The sequence below is a fragment of the Amycolatopsis sp. NBC_00355 genome, assembly GCF_036104975.1.
GTDB lineage: Bacteria > Actinomycetota > Actinomycetes > Mycobacteriales > Pseudonocardiaceae > Amycolatopsis.
Map to the genome: position 1 here is coordinate 10236265 of NZ_CP107982.1, position 15735 is coordinate 10251999.

Annotated in this window: 13 protein-coding genes; 9 read left to right on the plus strand and 4 right to left on the minus strand. The window is 71.9% G+C overall.

The genetic code is table 11. From position 1 onward, the window contains the following. The first annotated feature begins 83 nt into the window (after positions 1 to 83). From OHS18_RS47345 to OHS18_RS47355, 3 genes are read left to right on the plus strand one after another with little or no spacing between them, the layout of a single operon-like run. Entirely contained in the window at positions 84 to 695 is a 612-nt protein-coding gene (locus tag OHS18_RS47345) for a CBS domain-containing protein (RefSeq protein WP_328615244.1), read from the plus strand. Continuing rightward, positions 692 to 1597, plus strand: a complete 906-nt coding sequence (locus OHS18_RS47350) for a universal stress protein (RefSeq protein ID WP_328457848.1) — start codon at positions 692 to 694, stop codon at positions 1595 to 1597. The genes OHS18_RS47345 and OHS18_RS47350 overlap by 4 nt, the downstream gene beginning before the upstream one ends. Continuing rightward, positions 1594 to 3954 (plus strand): phosphoketolase family protein, encoded by a 2361-nt coding sequence (locus tag OHS18_RS47355; RefSeq protein WP_328615245.1) that lies wholly within the window; start codon positions 1594 to 1596, stop codon positions 3952 to 3954. Before OHS18_RS47350 ends, OHS18_RS47355 begins: the two co-directional genes overlap by 4 nt. Positions 3955 to 4009: 55 nt before the next feature. Here the strand turns inward: OHS18_RS47355 and OHS18_RS47360 are convergent, their stop codons facing one another. Continuing rightward, a complete protein-coding gene (locus OHS18_RS47360; RefSeq protein WP_328615246.1) occupies positions 4010 to 4471 on the minus strand; it encodes an ArsI/CadI family heavy metal resistance metalloenzyme in 462 nt (153 codons plus the stop codon). Positions 4472 to 4554: 83 nt separating this feature from the next. On the opposite strand from OHS18_RS47360, the gene OHS18_RS47365 reads away from it, so the two are divergent. From OHS18_RS47365 to OHS18_RS47390, 6 genes are all read left to right on the plus strand, one after another. Next, positions 4555 to 4917, plus strand: a complete 363-nt coding sequence (locus tag OHS18_RS47365; RefSeq protein ID WP_328615247.1) for a metalloregulator ArsR/SmtB family transcription factor — start codon at positions 4555 to 4557, stop codon at positions 4915 to 4917. Further along, on the plus strand, positions 4914 to 5963 hold the full coding sequence (gene arsB, locus OHS18_RS47370) for an ACR3 family arsenite efflux transporter (protein ID WP_328615248.1): 1050 nt from the start codon (positions 4914 to 4916) through the stop codon (positions 5961 to 5963). Before OHS18_RS47365 ends, arsB begins: the two co-directional genes overlap by 4 nt. Continuing rightward, a complete protein-coding gene (locus OHS18_RS47375; RefSeq protein WP_328615249.1) occupies positions 5960 to 6367 on the plus strand; it encodes an arsenate reductase ArsC in 408 nt (135 codons plus the stop codon). The genes arsB and OHS18_RS47375 overlap by 4 nt, the downstream gene beginning before the upstream one ends. A 43-nt stretch (positions 6368 to 6410) precedes the next feature. After that, a complete protein-coding gene (locus OHS18_RS47380) occupies positions 6411 to 6737 on the plus strand; it encodes an ArsR/SmtB family transcription factor (RefSeq protein WP_328615250.1) in 327 nt (108 codons plus the stop codon). Further along, positions 6734 to 7954 carry a GNAT family N-acetyltransferase gene (locus OHS18_RS47385; protein WP_328615251.1) on the plus strand — a complete coding sequence of 407 codons (1221 nt, stop codon included), beginning with the start codon at positions 6734 to 6736 and terminating at the stop codon, positions 7952 to 7954. The genes OHS18_RS47380 and OHS18_RS47385 overlap by 4 nt, the downstream gene beginning before the upstream one ends. Positions 7955 to 8022: 68 nt before the next feature. Next, positions 8023 to 9735 (plus strand): sensor histidine kinase, encoded by a 1713-nt coding sequence (locus OHS18_RS47390; RefSeq protein ID WP_328615252.1) that lies wholly within the window; start codon positions 8023 to 8025, stop codon positions 9733 to 9735. A gap of 197 nt (positions 9736 to 9932) precedes the next feature. Here OHS18_RS47390 and cydD read toward each other — a convergent pair whose 3' ends face one another. Genes cydD through OHS18_RS47405 form a run of 3 tightly spaced genes read right to left on the minus strand, consistent with a single transcriptional unit; the run spans position 9933 to position 15734 of the window. Continuing rightward, the gene (gene cydD, locus OHS18_RS47395) at positions 9933 to 13301 is read right to left on the minus strand and encodes a thiol reductant ABC exporter subunit CydD (RefSeq protein ID WP_328615253.1); all 3369 of its coding nucleotides are present in this window, start codon (positions 13299 to 13301) and stop codon (positions 9933 to 9935) included. After that, a complete protein-coding gene (gene cydB, locus OHS18_RS47400; RefSeq protein WP_328615254.1) occupies positions 13298 to 14317 on the minus strand; it encodes a cytochrome d ubiquinol oxidase subunit II in 1020 nt (339 codons plus the stop codon). Before cydB ends, cydD begins: the two co-directional genes overlap by 4 nt. A 16-nt stretch (positions 14318 to 14333) precedes the next feature. Beyond that, on the minus strand, positions 14334 to 15734 hold the full coding sequence (locus OHS18_RS47405; protein WP_328615255.1) for a cytochrome ubiquinol oxidase subunit I: 1401 nt from the start codon (positions 15732 to 15734) through the stop codon (positions 14334 to 14336). Between the last annotated feature and the right edge of the window lies 1 nt (position 15735).

Consider the following 15735-nt stretch of genomic DNA (forward strand, 5'->3'; position numbering starts at 1 on the left):
CTCACGACCGGTGACCGACGCCAGCGGTGCCCCGGGTGCCGCGTTCCTAGGTTGGGAAGCGACACGAAAGGCAGGAACACCCGATGCGAGCACGCGACGTGATGACCTCGCCGGTGATCGCCGTGCAACCGTGGTCGTCCGCCAAGGAGGCGGCCGAGCTGCTGTCCACGCACGGCTTCACCGCCCTTCCCGTGGTCGACGACGACGAGCGCCTGATCGGCATCGTCACCGAGGCCGACCTGATCCGCGACCAGATCCCCGCCGACCCGCGGTACACCCACCTGCACAAGCACGCCGCCACCGCGGCCAGGACCGTCGGTGACCTGATGACCAGCCCCGTCACCGCGATGAGCACCGGCACCGACGTCGCCGACCTCTGCCAGACGCTGGTCGACGACCGGATCCGCGCGGTCCCGATCGTCGACGGTTCGACGGTCGTCGGCATCGTGACCCGCGGCGATATCGTCCGCGTGCTCGCCCGGAACGACTCCGAGATCGCGAAGGACGTCAAGCACCGGCTGGAGATCTACGGCGGGGACGGCCGCTGGAAGATCGACGTCCACGACGGCAGCGTCCACATCGTCGACCAGTTCGACGACGACTCCGACCGGCACGTCGCCCAGCTGCTGGCGCTCGCCGTTCCCGGCGTCGTCGCCGCCGACACCGCCTACGCGGGTGAGGAGCAGACCCGATGAGCACCATCGACCCGAGGATCACCGTGGGTGTGGACGGCTCCGCCGGTTCCACCGCCGCCGTCGCCTGGGCCGCGAAGATCGCGTCCCTGCGGCACCTGCAGCTCAGGATCGTGTACGGGCTGCAGCTCAGCGGCCTCTACTACGGCGGCGGACTGCCCGGAGCGGGGATCGAGGTGATGACCGACGCGATCCGGGCCGACGGCGAGCGGATCGTCGCCGACGCTCGCAGCCTCGCCGCGTCCATCGGCAAGGATCTCGTCATCACGACGGAACTGCTGAACGACCCGCCGGTACCGATGCTGATCGACGAGTCCCGCCACGCGCGGCTGCTCGTGGTCGCCCGGACCGGGACCGGAGGGTTCACCGGCATGCTGATCGGCGGCACCGCCGGCACCGTCGCCAGTCACGCGCACTGCCCGGTCGCCGTCGTCCGCGGCCGCCACGGCACCACGTTCGTCCCGGACTCGGGACCGGTCGTGGTCGGCATCGACGGCAGCCCCAACAGCGAGCAGGCGATCGCCGTCGCGTTCGAGGAGGCTTCCTTGCGCGGCGTGTCGCTGGTCGCGGTGCACGCCTGGAAAGACGTCACCTACGAGGACACGCGCGGCACCGTGCGGATCCGGACGCAGCCCGAGGCTCTCGAAGAAGAGGGTGAACGGCTGCTCGGCCAACGGCTCGCGGGCTGGCAGGAGAAGTACCCGGATGTCGAGGTGAGTCGCCTGCTGATGCGCGACCGGCCGCGGCACGCGCTGCTCGACGCGAGCACGACCGCCCAGGTGGTGGTGGTCGGCAGCCACGGCCGCGGCGGGTTCGGCGGCATGCTGATGGGCTCGACCAGCCAGGCCCTGGTGCAGCACTCGGAATGCCCGGTCATCGTGGTGCGCCCGGAGCGAAAGGGATGACCGCCCTCGACGCCCGGCCCGCCGTGCTCGGCCGCACCGAGCTGGCCCAGGTGGACGCCCTCTGGCGGGCCGCGAACTACCTCGCGGCCGGCCAGATCTACCTGATGGCCAACCCGCTGCTGCGCGAACCGCTGCGCCCCGAGCAGATCAAGCCGCGACTGCTCGGGCACTGGGGGACCTCACCCGGCCTCAACTTCGTCTACGCCCACCTCAACCGGGCCATCCTGACGCACGACCTGAACGCCATGTTCGTCACCGGCCCCGGCCACGGCGGCCCGGCCCTGCTGGCCAACACCTGGCTCGAAGGCAGCTACACCGAGGCATGGCCCGAGGTCACCCAGGACGCCGAGGGGATGCGCGAGCTGTTCAAGCAGTTCTCCTTCCCCGGTGGCGTGCCCAGCCACGTCGCCCCGCAGGTGCCCGGTTCGATCCACGAAGGCGGGGAGCTCGGCTATTCGCTCGCGCACGCCTTCGGCGCGGCGTTCGACAACCCGGGCCTCATCGTCGCCTGCGTGGTCGGGGACGGCGAAGCCGAGACCGGTCCGCTGGCGACGTCCTGGCACGCCAACAAGTTCCTCGACCCGGTCCGCGACGGCGCCGTCCTGCCGATCCTGCACCTCAACGGCTACAAGATCGCCAACCCGACCGTGCTGTCCCGGATCGCCCCGGCCGAACTCGACGCGCTGCTGCGCGGGTACGGCTATGAGCCGATCTACGTCGAGGGCAGCGATCCGGAGACGATGCACCAGACGATGGCCGCCGCGCTCGACTCGGCCGTCGCCGATCTCGCGGTGATCCACCGCGGCACCGGCCGTCCGGCGTGGCCGATGATCGTGTTGCGCAGCCCCAAGGGCTGGACCGGACCGGCCATTGTGGACGGTTTGCCGGTCGAGGGCACGTGGCGCGCGCACCAGGTGCCGCTGTCGCAGGTCCGGCAGAACCCGGAGCACCTGCGCCAGCTGGAGCAGTGGCTGCGCTCGTACCGTCCGGAGGAGCTGTTCGACTCCCGCGGCCGCCCGGTCGCCGACGTCACGGCGATGATCCCGGCGGGGGAGCGCCGGATGGGCGCCAGCCCGCACGCCAACGGCGGCGTGCTCCTGCAGCCGCTGACGCTGCCGGACATCGCGGCCCACGCGGTCGCCGTGCCCGCGCCGGGGACGACGTCGGCCGAGCCGACCCGGGCGCTGGGCCGGTTCCTGCGGGACGTCTTCGCGCTCAACGCCGACCGGGCGAACTTCCGGCTGTTCGGCCCGGACGAGACGGCGTCCAACCGGCTCGACGCGGTGTACGACGTCACCGCCAAGCAGTGGCAGGCCGGCCTCGAACCGGTCGACGAGCACCTGTCCCACGACGGCCGCGTGCTGGAGGTGCTCTCCGAGCACCTGTGCCAGGGCTGGCTCGAGGGCTACCTGCTCTCGGGCCGGCACGGCCTGTTCAACTGCTACGAGGCCTTCGTGCACATCGTCGACTCGATGGTGAACCAGCACATCAAGTGGCTGCGGGTGCACCGCCAGATCCCGTGGCGGCGTCCGGTCGCGTCGCTGAACTACCTGCTGACCTCACACGTGTGGCGGCAGGACCACAACGGCTTCTCCCACCAGGATCCGGGTTTCGTCGACCACATCGCCAACAAGAGCTCGGAGGTCGTCCGGATCTACTTCCCGCCCGACACCAACACGCTGCTCGAGGTCGCGGCGCACTGCCTGCGCAGCCGGGACTACGTGAACGTCGTGGTGGCGGGCAAGAACGACAGCCCGAACTGGCTCGACGCCGAGCAGGCCGCGTTGCACTGCGCCCGGGGCGTGAGCATCTGGGAGTGGGCGAGCACCCACACCGACCGCGAACCGGACGTGGTCCTCGGCTGCGCGGGCGACGCCCCGACCCTGGAGGTGCTCGCGGCCGCGCAGATCCTGCGCGCTGAGCTGCCGGACCTGGCGGTGCGCGTGGTGAACGTCGTCGACTTGATGCGCCTGCAGCCGGAAATCGAGCACCCGCACGGGCTCGGTGACCGGGAGTTCGACGCGCTGTTCACCCCGGACCGGCCGGTGATCTTCGCCTACCACGGGTATCCGTGGCTGATCCACCGCCTGGCCTACCGCCGGACCAACCACCACGACATGCACGTGCGCGGCTACACCGAGCACGGCACCACGACCACGCCGTTCGACATGCTGGTGCTCAACCACATGGACCGCTTCCAGCTGGTGATCGACGTGATCGACCGCGTGCCGGGCCTGGTCGCGACGGCGGGTGTGCTGCGGCAGCGGATGACCGAGGCCCAGGGCCGTCACCGCCGCTGGATCCTGGCGCACGGTGAGGACCTGCCGGAGATCCTGAACTGGGCCTGGGAAGGCTGAGCCGTGACCGCCGCGGGTGCGCCCGCGGCGGTCACGTCGTCCCGGGCCGTCGCGGTCAGGAGCAGCAGCCTTCGGGCTGAGCCTGGGTGGCGTCGGCTGTGCAGCACGTCGCCGGCGTGACCAGCGCGGCGCTGTCGGCTCCGTAGCTCTGGGAGTCGGCCTTGACGGTGTAGACCTCCCACGGCTCCTGGCCGGGGCCGTGCACCCACACCTTGTCCTGCACGGCGTAGCAGCAGGTGGTGTCGTCCTCGGTCAGCGTTTCCAGGCCTTCGCCGGTGAGACGCTTGCTGGCTTCGCTGACCTGCTCGGTGGACTCGACTTCGACGCCGAGGTGGTCCATCACCGTGGCCTGGCCGGGCTCGCCCTCCAGGAGCACGAGCTTGAGCGCGGGCTCGGTGATGGCGAAGTTGGCGTAGCCGGGGCGGAGCTTGGCGGGCTCGGTGCCGAACAGCTTCGAGTAGAAGTCGATCGAGCCGGCGAGGTCCCCGACCCGCAGCGCGAGCTGTACGCGTGACATCCCGTTCTCCTTGGATAGACGTTCATCAAAACAGCAACGGGACTTAGATTGCTCTCTAGATAGACGTGTGTCAACATAGACGCATGCCGAAACAGCTGCCGATCTTCGCGATGGACGCCTGCTGCTCGCCGCTCGCCCGTGAGCCGCTGACGGAACCGCAGGCTGTCGAGCTGTCGAAGCTGTTCAAGGCGATGGCCGACCCCGTGCGCCTGCGGCTGCTGTCGCTGATCGCCTCCCACGCCGGGGGCGAGGCGTGCGTATGCGACCTGACCGACGCGTTCGACCTGACCGGCCCGACCATCTCCCACCACCTCAAGGTGCTGCGGGAATCCGGCCTGATCACCGGCGAACGCCGTGGCACGTGGGTCTACTACCGCGTCCACCCCGAGGTGCTGGCGCGCCTGTCGGCCGTGCTGGTCCCCGGCGACGCGGTCGTCCCGGCGTGACGACGCCCGGCCGGCTGTCCACACTGGACCGTTTCCTGCCGGTGTGGATCGCGGCCGCGATGGCCGCCGGGCTTCTCGCCGGCCGCGGGATTCCCGGCCTGAACACCGCGTTGTCCGCGGTGCAGGTGGACGGGATCTCGCTGCCGATCGCCCTCGGGCTACTGGTGATGATGTACCCGGTGCTGGCGAAGGTCCGTTACGACCGGCTCGGCACGGTCACCCGCGATCGGCGGCTGCTGTGGCCGTCGCTGGTGCTGAACTGGCTGATCGGCCCGGCGCTGATGTTCGCACTGGCCTGGCTGCTGCTGCCGGACCTGCCGGAGTACCGGACCGGGCTGATCATCGTCGGCCTCGCCCGCTGCATCGCCATGGTGATCATCTGGAACGACCTCGCCTGCGGCGACCGCGAAGCCGCCGCCGTACTCGTCGCGCTCAACTCGGTGTTCCAGGTGCTCGCGTTCGGGCTGCTCGGCTGGTTCTACCTCTCGGTCTTGCCCGGCTGGCTCGGCCTCCCGCAGGCCGACCTCGCGGTGTCCGGGTGGCAGATCGCCAAGAGCGTCCTCATCTTCCTCGGCATCCCGCTCGTGGCGGGCTACCTGACCCGCCGGCTCGGCGAACGCGCGAAGGGCCGAGACTGGTACGAGACGCGGTTCCTGCCGAAGATCGGGCCCGCCGCGCTCTGCGGCCTGCTGTTCACCATCGTGATCCTCTTTGCCCTGCAAGGAGAACAGATCACCGCGAGGCCGCTGGACGTCGTCCGGATCGCGGTGCCGCTGCTGGTCTACTTCGGCCTGATGTGGGCCGGGTCCTACGCGTTCGGCACCGCCGTGGGCCTGTCGTACGAACGCACCACGACGCTCGCCTTCACCGCCGCGGGCAACAACTTCGAACTCGCCATCGCGGTCGCGATCGCGACGTTCGGGGCCACGAGCGGGCAGGCCCTGGCCGGGGTCGTCGGACCGCTGATCGAAGTCCCGGTTCTCGTCGCCCTCGTCTACGTCTCCCTCGCTCTGCGTCGCCGCCGTCGCCTGGAGGTCACCGCGTGAACACCCCGGAAGTCCTGTTCGTCTGCGTCCACAACGCCGGCCGCTCCCAGATGGCCGCCGCCCTGCTGCACCACCACGCCGCCGGCCGCGTCACCGTCCGCTCCGCGGGCTCGGCCCCGGCGGACGAGGTCAACCCGGCCGTCGTCGCGGTCATGGCCGAGCTCGGCATCGACGTCTCGCGCGAGTTCCCGAAGCGCCTGACGACCGACGCGGTCGAGGCCGCCGACGTCGTGATCACCATGGGCTGCGGCGACGCGTGCCCGGTCTTCCCCGGCAAGCGCTACCTCGACTGGCAGCTCGACGACCCGGCCGGCCTCCCCGTCGAGCAGGTCCGCCCGATCCGCGACGAGATCGACCGCCGCGTCCGGGCGCTGCTCGCCGAGCTGGTGCCCGCTTCCGCCTGAGCCCTTCATCGTCTATCGTCGATGGACGATGAAAGGGGCTGTCGTGCTGGATCGTGCCACGGCCGAGACCTACGCCGGGTGGTTCCGCGCGCTCGCGGATCCGACCCGGGTGCAGATCCTGAACCTGCTGGCCGCCACGGGCGACCCGATGACCGTCGGGGAGGTCGTCGCGCAGGTCAGCGTGGGCCAGTCGACGGTGTCCGCGCACCTGAAGATCCTCACCGACACCCGCTTCGTCCTCGTCGAACCCCGCGGCACCGCCCGGCTCTACCGGGTCAACCAGGCGTGCGTGTCCTGCTTCCCCAGTGCCGCGGACGTCGTCATGGGCCGCGACGCCGTCGCGTTCACCTCGTGCGAGGCCGGCCGATGAGCCCGGACCGCGATGCCGTCCACGACCGGTACGCCGCCGCGGCCCGGCAAGCCCTCGCGGGCGACGGCACCGGCCTGCTCACCGGCGAGGGCGACGCCGACCGGCTGGGCGCCGTCCACTACGCGGCGGAGGAGATCCCGGCGGAGGTGACCGCGACCAGCCTCGGCTGCGGCAACCCGCTCGCCGTCGCCGAGCTGCACCCCGGCGAAACCGTGCTCGACCTCGGCTCCGGTGGTGGCCTCGACGTCCTGCTCTCCGCCCGCCGGGTCGGCCCCACCGGGCGCGCCATCGGCCTCGACATGACCGACGACATGCTCACCCTCGCCCGCCGGCACGCCGAGCAGGCCGGCGTGACCAACGCCGAGTTCGTCAAGGGCACCATCGAACGGATCCCGCTGCCGGCCGCCTCGGTCGACGTCGTCATCTCCAACTGCGTCATCGCGCTCTCGCCGGACAAACCGGCCGTGTTCGCCGAGATCGCCCGGGTCCTGCGTCCCGGCGGCCGTCTCGGCATCACCGACATCCTGGCGGGCGACACGCTCACCGACGCCGAACGCGCGTCCCGCACCGGCGCGGTCGAGTGCCTCGGCGGCGCGCTCACCGCCGAGCGGTACCGGACTCTGCTGCGTGACGCCGGATTCGTCGGCATCGAGGTGCGGGTTACGCACGAGGTCGGCGACAAGCTGCACTCGGCGATCATCCGCGCCGCCACACCGGTTTCGGTGCACATCGCCGCGATGACCGCCGGGCACGGGGACCAGGTCCTGGCGATCTACCAGGCCGGGCTCGACACCGGTGACGCGAGTTTCGAGACGATCGCCCCGGACTGGGCCGGCTGGGACGCCGTTCACCTCCCGGCGCACCGCCTGGTGGCCCTCGACCCGGCCGGCCGGGTGCTCGGCTGGACCGCGGTCACGGCGGTGTCTTCGCGATGCGTCTACGCCGGGGTCGTCGAGCACAGCGTGTACGTCTGCCCCGAGGCGCGCGGCCGGCGGGTCGGCGACGCTCTCCTGACCGCGTTGATCGCGTCGACCGAGGCCGCCGGGATCTGGACGATCCAGAGCGGCGTCTTCGCCGAAAACCACGCGAGCAGGCAGCTGCACGCCCGAAACGGGTTCCGCGAACTCGGGGTCCGGCGGGCCGTCGGCCGGCATCGCGGCCGCTGGCGCGACGTCCTGATGATCGAGCGTCGCAGCACGGTCGTGGGTGTCCCGTGAATATCTGACCGGAAACCACCACATGCTGGCTTGACCGCTACGGGGCCGGAAGCAGGAGACTGGTCGACGTGAGCTGGGCAGGTGAAGGACGAGGACAGGCGGACCCGGAACGGCTGACGTTCCCGGACCTGCCGCGGATGGAACTGGACCAGCTGCTGGGCCAGCTCGTCGAACGGGCCCAGGAGGTCATCGGGACCCAAGGCCGGTTGCGCGGTCTGCTGCGCGCGACCCAGATGGTGACCGGCGACCTCGACCTGCCGACGTTGCTGCGCCGGATCGTCGAGGCGGCCCGGGAACTGCTGGGCGCCCGGTACGCGGCGCTCGGGGTGATCGGGCCCGACGGCCAGCTTGCCGAGTTCGTCCACGCCGGCATGGACGCCGAGACGGTGGCCCGGGTCGGGCGGCTGCCGGAAGGCAAAGGGCTGCTCGGCGCCGCGGTGGAGGATCCGCGCCCGATCCGGCTGGCGGACATCGCCCACGACCCGCGCTCGTCCGGGTTCCCCGGCGAGCACCCGCCGATGGGGAGCTTCCTCGGCGTGCCGATCCGCGTGCGCGGGGTCGTGTTCGGCAACCTCTACCTCACCGAGTGCACGCACGGCGAGTTCAGCGCCGAGGACGAGCAGCTCGCGCTGGCCCTGGCGGCGACCGCCGGGCAGGCCATCGACAAAGCCCGGCTCTACGAGACCGCGCGCAAGCAGCAGGAGTGGCTCCGGGCGTCGGCGGCGATCATGCGCGAGCTGCTCTCGGCCCGTTCGGGGCCGCTGCGGCTGATCGCCGAGTACACCCGTGACCTGGCGGACGCCGACCTGGTCACCGTCGTCCGCCCGGCCGAGGACGGTGACGAGCTGCGGGTCGAGGTCGCCGTCGGCGATGGCGCGGCCGATCTCGCCGGGAGCCCGATCGGCCTCGAGGACACCCTGTCCGGGCAGGTCTTCACCAGCGGCGAGCCGGTGGTGGGCTCGTGGGTGGACCGCCAGGCCCAGCTGGCCGCGCCCGCGTCGCTGCGGCCGGACCTCGACGCGGTGCTGGTGGTGCCGCTGACCGGGGCCGGGCAGGTGAACGGCGTGCTGACCGCGGCCCGCAAGATCGGCCGGCCGGGCTTCACCGCGGACGACCTCGAGATGGCGGCCGGGTTCGCGAGCCAGGCGTCGGTGGCGATCGAGCTGGCCGACGCCCGCGCCGAGCAGCAGCGCAACGAGCTCTACGACGAGCGCGACCGGATCGCGGCCGAGCTGCACAGCCAGGTGGTGCAGCGGCTGTACGCGATCGGCCTGTCCTTGCAGACGACCGCCGGAGCGGCCCGTTCGGAAGTGGTCTCGCGCCGGGTGCGGACGGCGATCGCGGACCTCGACACGGTGATCGCCCAGATCCGCGAGACGGTCTTCCAGCTGGACGACGTGCTGCCCCGTTCCGCGGCCGCGGTGCACGACCGGGTGCTGGAGGTGCTCTCGGAGGTCGGCGCCGAGCTCGGGCTCACCGCGTCGACGGAGTTCTCCGGCAAGCTCGACGCGATCGAGCCGGAAGAGCTGGCCGACGAGCTGGTGACGGCGCTGCGCGAAGGCCTGCGGCTCATCGCCCGGCACACGGGGGCGGGCTCGGTCCAGGTCGCGGTGCGCTCGGGCGCGGAACGGCTGACCGTGGTCGTCGCCCACGACGGCAGCAGCGTGCTCGCCGAGCTGCCGGACGCCGAGCTGGCCCGGCTCGCCGAGCCGGCCCACCGCCGGGGCGGGGTCTCGGAGGTCAACGAAGGCGCGCTGACCTGGTGGGTCCCGCTGTCCTGACCCGGTCGTGAGCGGGAAAGACGATTCCGGCGAAGCTGCATTTGCCGACCTACGCCCCGTGCTGGTCGCGGCCCTTGGTACAGCCGACACGCCGTTGCGGTCCACGGGTGGCGACCTCGCCGCAACTGGGCCGCGGATCCGAGTCAGGGGGTGACAAATAATTGGTCCGCCCTGACACCGATTCCCACGCACGACCGTCAAGCCGCGGCGACCGAACGAGCCGCCGTCAGGTCGACCGTGGGCAGGTTCGCGAAGTCCGCCGGCCGATGGGTGACCACCAGCGTCGAGCGGCCTTCGGTTGAGGCCAGGACGTCGGCCGCCAAGGCCGCCGCCGTGGGGGCGTCCAGGTGGGCCGTCGGCTCGTCCAGCAGCAGGATCGGGCGGTCCGAGAGCAGCGCCCTGGCCACGCCGATGCGCTGGCGCTCGCCGCCGGACACCGGGGTGCCGTGGGTGCCCAGCGCGGTGTCCAGGCCGTCGGGCAGGCGGTTGAGCCACGAGCCCAGGCGAGCGAGGGCGAGAGCGGAACGGAGCTCGTTGTCCGTGGCGTTGGGGCGGGCCAGGCGCAGGTTCTCGCGCAGGGTGCTGTCGAACAGGTGCGCTTCCGGGCCGCACCACGCGATCCGGTCCCGCACCGCGCCGCCGGGGTAGCGCCGGGTGTCGGCGCCGTCGAGTGTCACGCGCCCGGCCGAGGGATCGAGGTAGCGCATCAGCGCCGCGAGCACCGTGCTCTTGCCCGCGCCGGACCGGCCGGTCAGCGTCAGCCGGCGGCCGTGGCCGATCCGCAGGTCCACGTCCTGGACCGCGTCCCGGCGGGCGTCCGGCCAGCGGACCGACAGGTGCTCGGCCGCGAGCTCGCCGCCGGCGGGCACCGGTTCGGCGGCCGCGGGCTCGGTCTGCGGGGCCGGGAGGGCGTCCAGGTCCGCGAGCCGGCCCGCCGCGTGCCCGGCTCCGAGCAGCCGCTGGGCCGCCTCCGGCAGACCGGCCACCAGTTCGGCGGTCGCGAGCGGCAGCAGCGCCAGCACGGCCAGCGCGGGACCGGGGATCGTGCCCGCGCGCACCGCCACGATGCCGAGTGCGAGGCAGGCCGAGGAAGTCAGGCCGACCCCGAGCGTCGCGATCCCGGAGCCGAGCCCACGCCGCACCGCGGACCGGCGAGCCGACGCGGTCAGCGCGGCGTCGAGGGCACGCAGGCGAGCGTGGCGACGGCCCGCGGCGTCGTGCGCGATCAGGTCGGCCGACGCCTGCAGCAGCTCGACGGTGCCCGCGACCAGGTCCGTGCGCAGCCGCGCGGTGTCGCGCTGGGCTCGCCGGGCTGTCAGGGCGGCGACGAGCGGCGCGAGCACCCCGGCGGCGAACAGGCCGACGGCGGCCGCAAGACCGGCGCCGGGCAGGAGCACGCCGAGGGTGACCGCGGTCCCGGCGAGGACCGCGAACGTCGCGATCCCCGGCACCAGGCCGCGGACCAGGACGTCCTGCTGGCTGTCCACATCGGACACCAGCCGGTTCAGGAGGTCACCGCGGCGCAGCCGGGCCGTGCGGGCCGGGCCGATCCGGACCAGCTGAGCCCACACCCGTACCCGAAGTTCGGTCAGCGCGCGCAGGGCGACGTCGTGGGACAGCAGCCTTTCGATGTACCGCAGGACGCCCTTGGCCAGGCCGAACGTGCGCACCGCGACGATGGCCACCATCAGGCTCAGTACCGGCGGGTGCAGCGCGGCACTGGCGATCAGCCACGACGACGTCGCCGTCAGCGCGACCCCGCAGCCGAGGGCGGCCGTGGCGGCGAGGCAGGCGAGGGCGAGGCGCCACCGGTGCGGGCGCACGGCGTCCAGCAGCGGCCGCCACTTCGACCGTGAACCCTCCACAGTGGACAAGTCGACAGCGGGTGCGAGGGCGACCGGGCGAGCCGGTGCGGCCGACGCCGGGACCGCGTCCGGTGAAGGAGCCACGGCCGAAGCCGAGCCGCCGAGGGTGACGACCCGGTCGCACCCGGCCAGCACCGCGGGGTGGTGGCTGATGATCACCGCGGTCCGCCCGGCGAGGACCTTGGGCAGCCGGTCCAGGATGGCGGCCTCGGTCTCGGCGTCGACGCCTTCGGTGGGCTCGTCGAGCAGGATGAGCGGCCGGTCCAGCAGAACCGCGCGGGCGAGCGCGACCCGGCGGCGCTGGCCGGTGGACAGCCCGGCGCCCAGCTCGCCGACCGTGGTGTCCAGGGCGACGTCGAGGGCGGCGACGTCGGCGGCCGCGAGGACCTCGTCGTCGGACGCGTCCGGAGAACCCAGCCGGATGTTTTCCGCCACGGTCCCGGCGACCAGGTGCGGCTGCTGCGGAACCCAGGCGATGTGCCGGTGCCAGGTCGCGCGGCCGACGTCGGCGAGATCGGTGTCGCCGGCCAGTACCCGCCCGGAATCGGGCCGCCGCCAGCCGAGCAGGACGTCGAGCAGCGTCGACTTGCCCGCCCCGCTCGGCCCGGTCACCCCGACCACCTCGCCGGGCGGCACGCGCAGGCTGAACCCGTCCAGGATCGGCCCGGACCGGCCCTCGACGGTGACGTCCTCGCAGCGCAGGGCCACCCGGGTCAGGTCGGGAACGGTGGCGGTGCCGGTGTCGCCGGCGGGCGTGTCGGCGAGCGCGATGATCTCCTCGGCCGCGGCCAGGCCTTCGGCGCTGTCGTGGAACCGGGCGCCGACCGCGCGCAGCGGCAGGTAGACCTCGGGCGCGAGGATCAGCACGACGAGCGCGGTGTGCAGGTCGAGGTCGCCGGCGAGCAGCCGCAGGCCGATCGAGACGGCGACGACCGCGACCGACAGCGTCGCCAGCAGCTCGAGGGCGAGCGCGGACAGGAACGCGACGCGCAGCGTCTTCAGGGTCTGCGTGCGGTACTTCTCGGTGATCTCCCGCAGCGAGCGCAGCTGGGCGCGGGCCCGGCCGAACGCGGTCAGCTCGGCCAGCCCGGCGACCAGGTCGAGGAAGTGGTTGCCCAGCAACGAAAGCGTCTTCCACTGCCGCCGGACGTCGCGCTGGGTGTAGAGGCCGATGAGGATCATGAAGAGCGGGATCAGGGGCACGGTGAGGCCGACGATCACCGCGGCCACCCAGTCGGCGAGCAGGATCCGCACCCCGACCACCAGCGGCACGACCGAGGCGATCAGCAGCTGCGGCAGGTACCGCGCGAAGTAGCCCTCCAGCCGGTCGACGCCGTGCGTCGCCAAGGACGCGACCTCGGCGGGGGAGCGGTCCGCCTGCCGGGGCCCGATCCGCAGCGCCGCCCCGATGACGGTCTCCCGCAGCTGGGAGAGCGCCCGCGCGGCGGCGCGGTGCGCGGTCGTCTCCGACAGCCAGGCGATTCCGGACCGGGCGAGCACCACCAGGAGCAGCATGCCGACCGGGACCAGCAGGTTCCGCAGGGCGGCGCCGCCGAGGAAGGCCCACGTGATCGTCTTCGCCAGCAGCTCCGCCTGGGCGAGCACCAGCAGCGCGGTCAGCCCGCCCAGGGCGGCGCAGGCGAGGACGAACGGCCGGACCGCGCTCGCGTGGCGGAGCAGCCGCGGGTCGAGGGGCCTCACCGCCGGCCCGCGGGGAGCCCGCCGCCGGCCGGGATCGAGTCCCGGCCGAGGCGCTTGCGGAACACCCAGTACGTCCAGGCCTGGTAGGCCAGCACGATCGGGGTGAACGCGACGGCGACCCAGGTCATGATCTGCAGCGTGTAGTGCGTCGAAGACGCGTTCGTCGTGGTCAGGCCGAACGCGGGGTCGGACGTCGAAGGCAGCACGTTCGGGTACAGCGACCAGAACAGCGTCACGGTGACGGCGACGATCGCGCCGGCCGTGCTCGCGAAGGCGAACCCGTCGCGGTCACCGGCGGCGAACAGCACGCCCGCGGCCAGCAGCAGCGCGGCGATCAGCGACGTCAGCCAGGACCAGCCGCCGTGCTCGATCGCGGTGTAGCCGAGGAAGACGCCGCCGAACACGATCGCCGCGCCGCCGAGCACGCGGCTCAGCGACCGGGCCCGGCCGCGGATCTCGCCGGTCGTCTTCAGCGTCAGGAAGACCGCGCCGTGGAAGGCGAACAGCGTGAGCGTGGCCAGCCCGCCGAGCAGCGCGTACGGGTTGAGCAGGGTGAAGAACGTGCCGGTGAAGTGGTGCTTCGCGTCGAGCGGGACGCCGTGCACGATGTTGCCGAACGCGACACCCCACAGCAGCGCCGGCCCGGCCGAGGCGAAGACGATGATCCAGTCCCAGACGTTGCGCCAGCGAGGGCTGTCGATCTTGCCGCGGAACTCGAACGCCACCCCGCGCAGGATGAGCGCCACCAGCACCAGCAGCAGCGCCAGGTAGAACCCGGAGAACAGGCTCGAGTACCAGAGCGGGAACGCGGCGAAGGTGGCGCCGCCGGCGACGAGCAGCCAGACCTCGTTGCCGTCCCAGACCGGGCCGATCGTGTTGATCAGCACGCGGCGATCGGTGTCGTCGCGGCCGAGGATCCGCAGCAGCATGCCGACGCCGAAGTCGAAACCTTCGAGGACGAAGTAGCCGGTCCACAGGACCGCGATGAGCAGGAACCAGATGTCGGTGAGGGCCATGACGGGTCTCCGGCGCTTAGTAGGCGAAGGCCGCGGGCCGCGGCTCGTCGGAATCGGTTTCGTCCCTGGGTGCCTCGGGCGGTGGGGGACCGGCCTTGGCGTAGCGGACCATCAGGACGCCGTCGACGACCGCGAGCACGCCGTAGAGCAAGGTGAAGACGATCAGCGAGGTCAGCACGCTGCTCGCGGGCACCGTGGGCGACACCGAGTCGGCGGTCTTGAGCACGCCGAACACCGACCACGGCTGACGGCCCATTTCGGTGAAGATCCAGCCGACGCTGTTGGCCAGGAACGGCAGGGCGATCGCCGCGGTGGCGGCCGGGAAGAACCACCTGGCGCGCGGGGTGCGGCCGCGGCGGAACAGCCACAGACCGACCGCCGAGAGCAGCAGGCAGAGGAAGCCGAAGCCGATCATCAGGCGGAACGTCCAGTAGGTGACGGGGACGTCCGGCCGGTACTCGCCGGGGCCGTAGGCCTGCTGTTCGGCGGCCTGGAGGTTGTTGATGCCCTCGACCTTGCCGTCGAAGGTGCCGGTGGCCATGAACGAGAGCACCCCGGGGACGCGGATGGAGAACTTTTCCTGCGAGCCGTCGAGCGAGCCGATGGTGAACAGCGAGAACGACGCGGGCGCGACGGTGTCGTAGAGCGCCTCGGCGGCGGCCATCTTCATCGGCTGCTGCTCGGTCATCAGCCGGGCCTGCAGGTCACCGGTGACGATGACGCCAAGGCTCGCGATCAGGACGGTGACCAGCGCGAGCTTCATCGACGGCCGGAACACGTCGGCGTTGCGGTTCTTGCGCAGCTGCCACGAGCTGATCCCGACCACGAAAACGCCGCCGGTGAGGAAGCAGGCCGTGATGGTGTGGGCGAACGCGCCGACGGCGGTCGAGTTGGTGAGCACGGCACCGAAGTCCTTGAGCTCCGCGCGGCCGGTGGCCGGGTTGACCACCGAGCCGACCGGGTGCTGCATCCAGGAGTTGGCGGCGAGGATGAAGTACGCCGAAAGCAGCGTGCCGGTCGCGGCGATCCAGATCGTCGCGAGGTGGAGCTTCTTCGGGAGCTTGTCCCAGCCGAAGATCCACAGGCCGAGGAACGTCGACTCGAGGAAGAACGCGAGCAGCCCTTCGATGGCCAGCGGCGCGCCGAAGATGTCGCCGACGAACGTGCTGTAGTCCGACCAGTTCATCCCGAACTGGAACTCCTGCACGATCCCGGTCGCCACGCCCATGGCGAAGTTGATGAGGAACAGTTTCCCCCAGAACTTCGTCATCCGGCGGTACTTGTCGTTGCCGGTGCGCACCCACGCCGTCTGCATCCCGGCGACCAGGAAGGACAGCCCGATGGTCAACGGGACGAAGATGAAGTGGTACACGGTGGTGATCCCGAACTGCCACCGCGCCAGGTCCAGGGTGCTCATC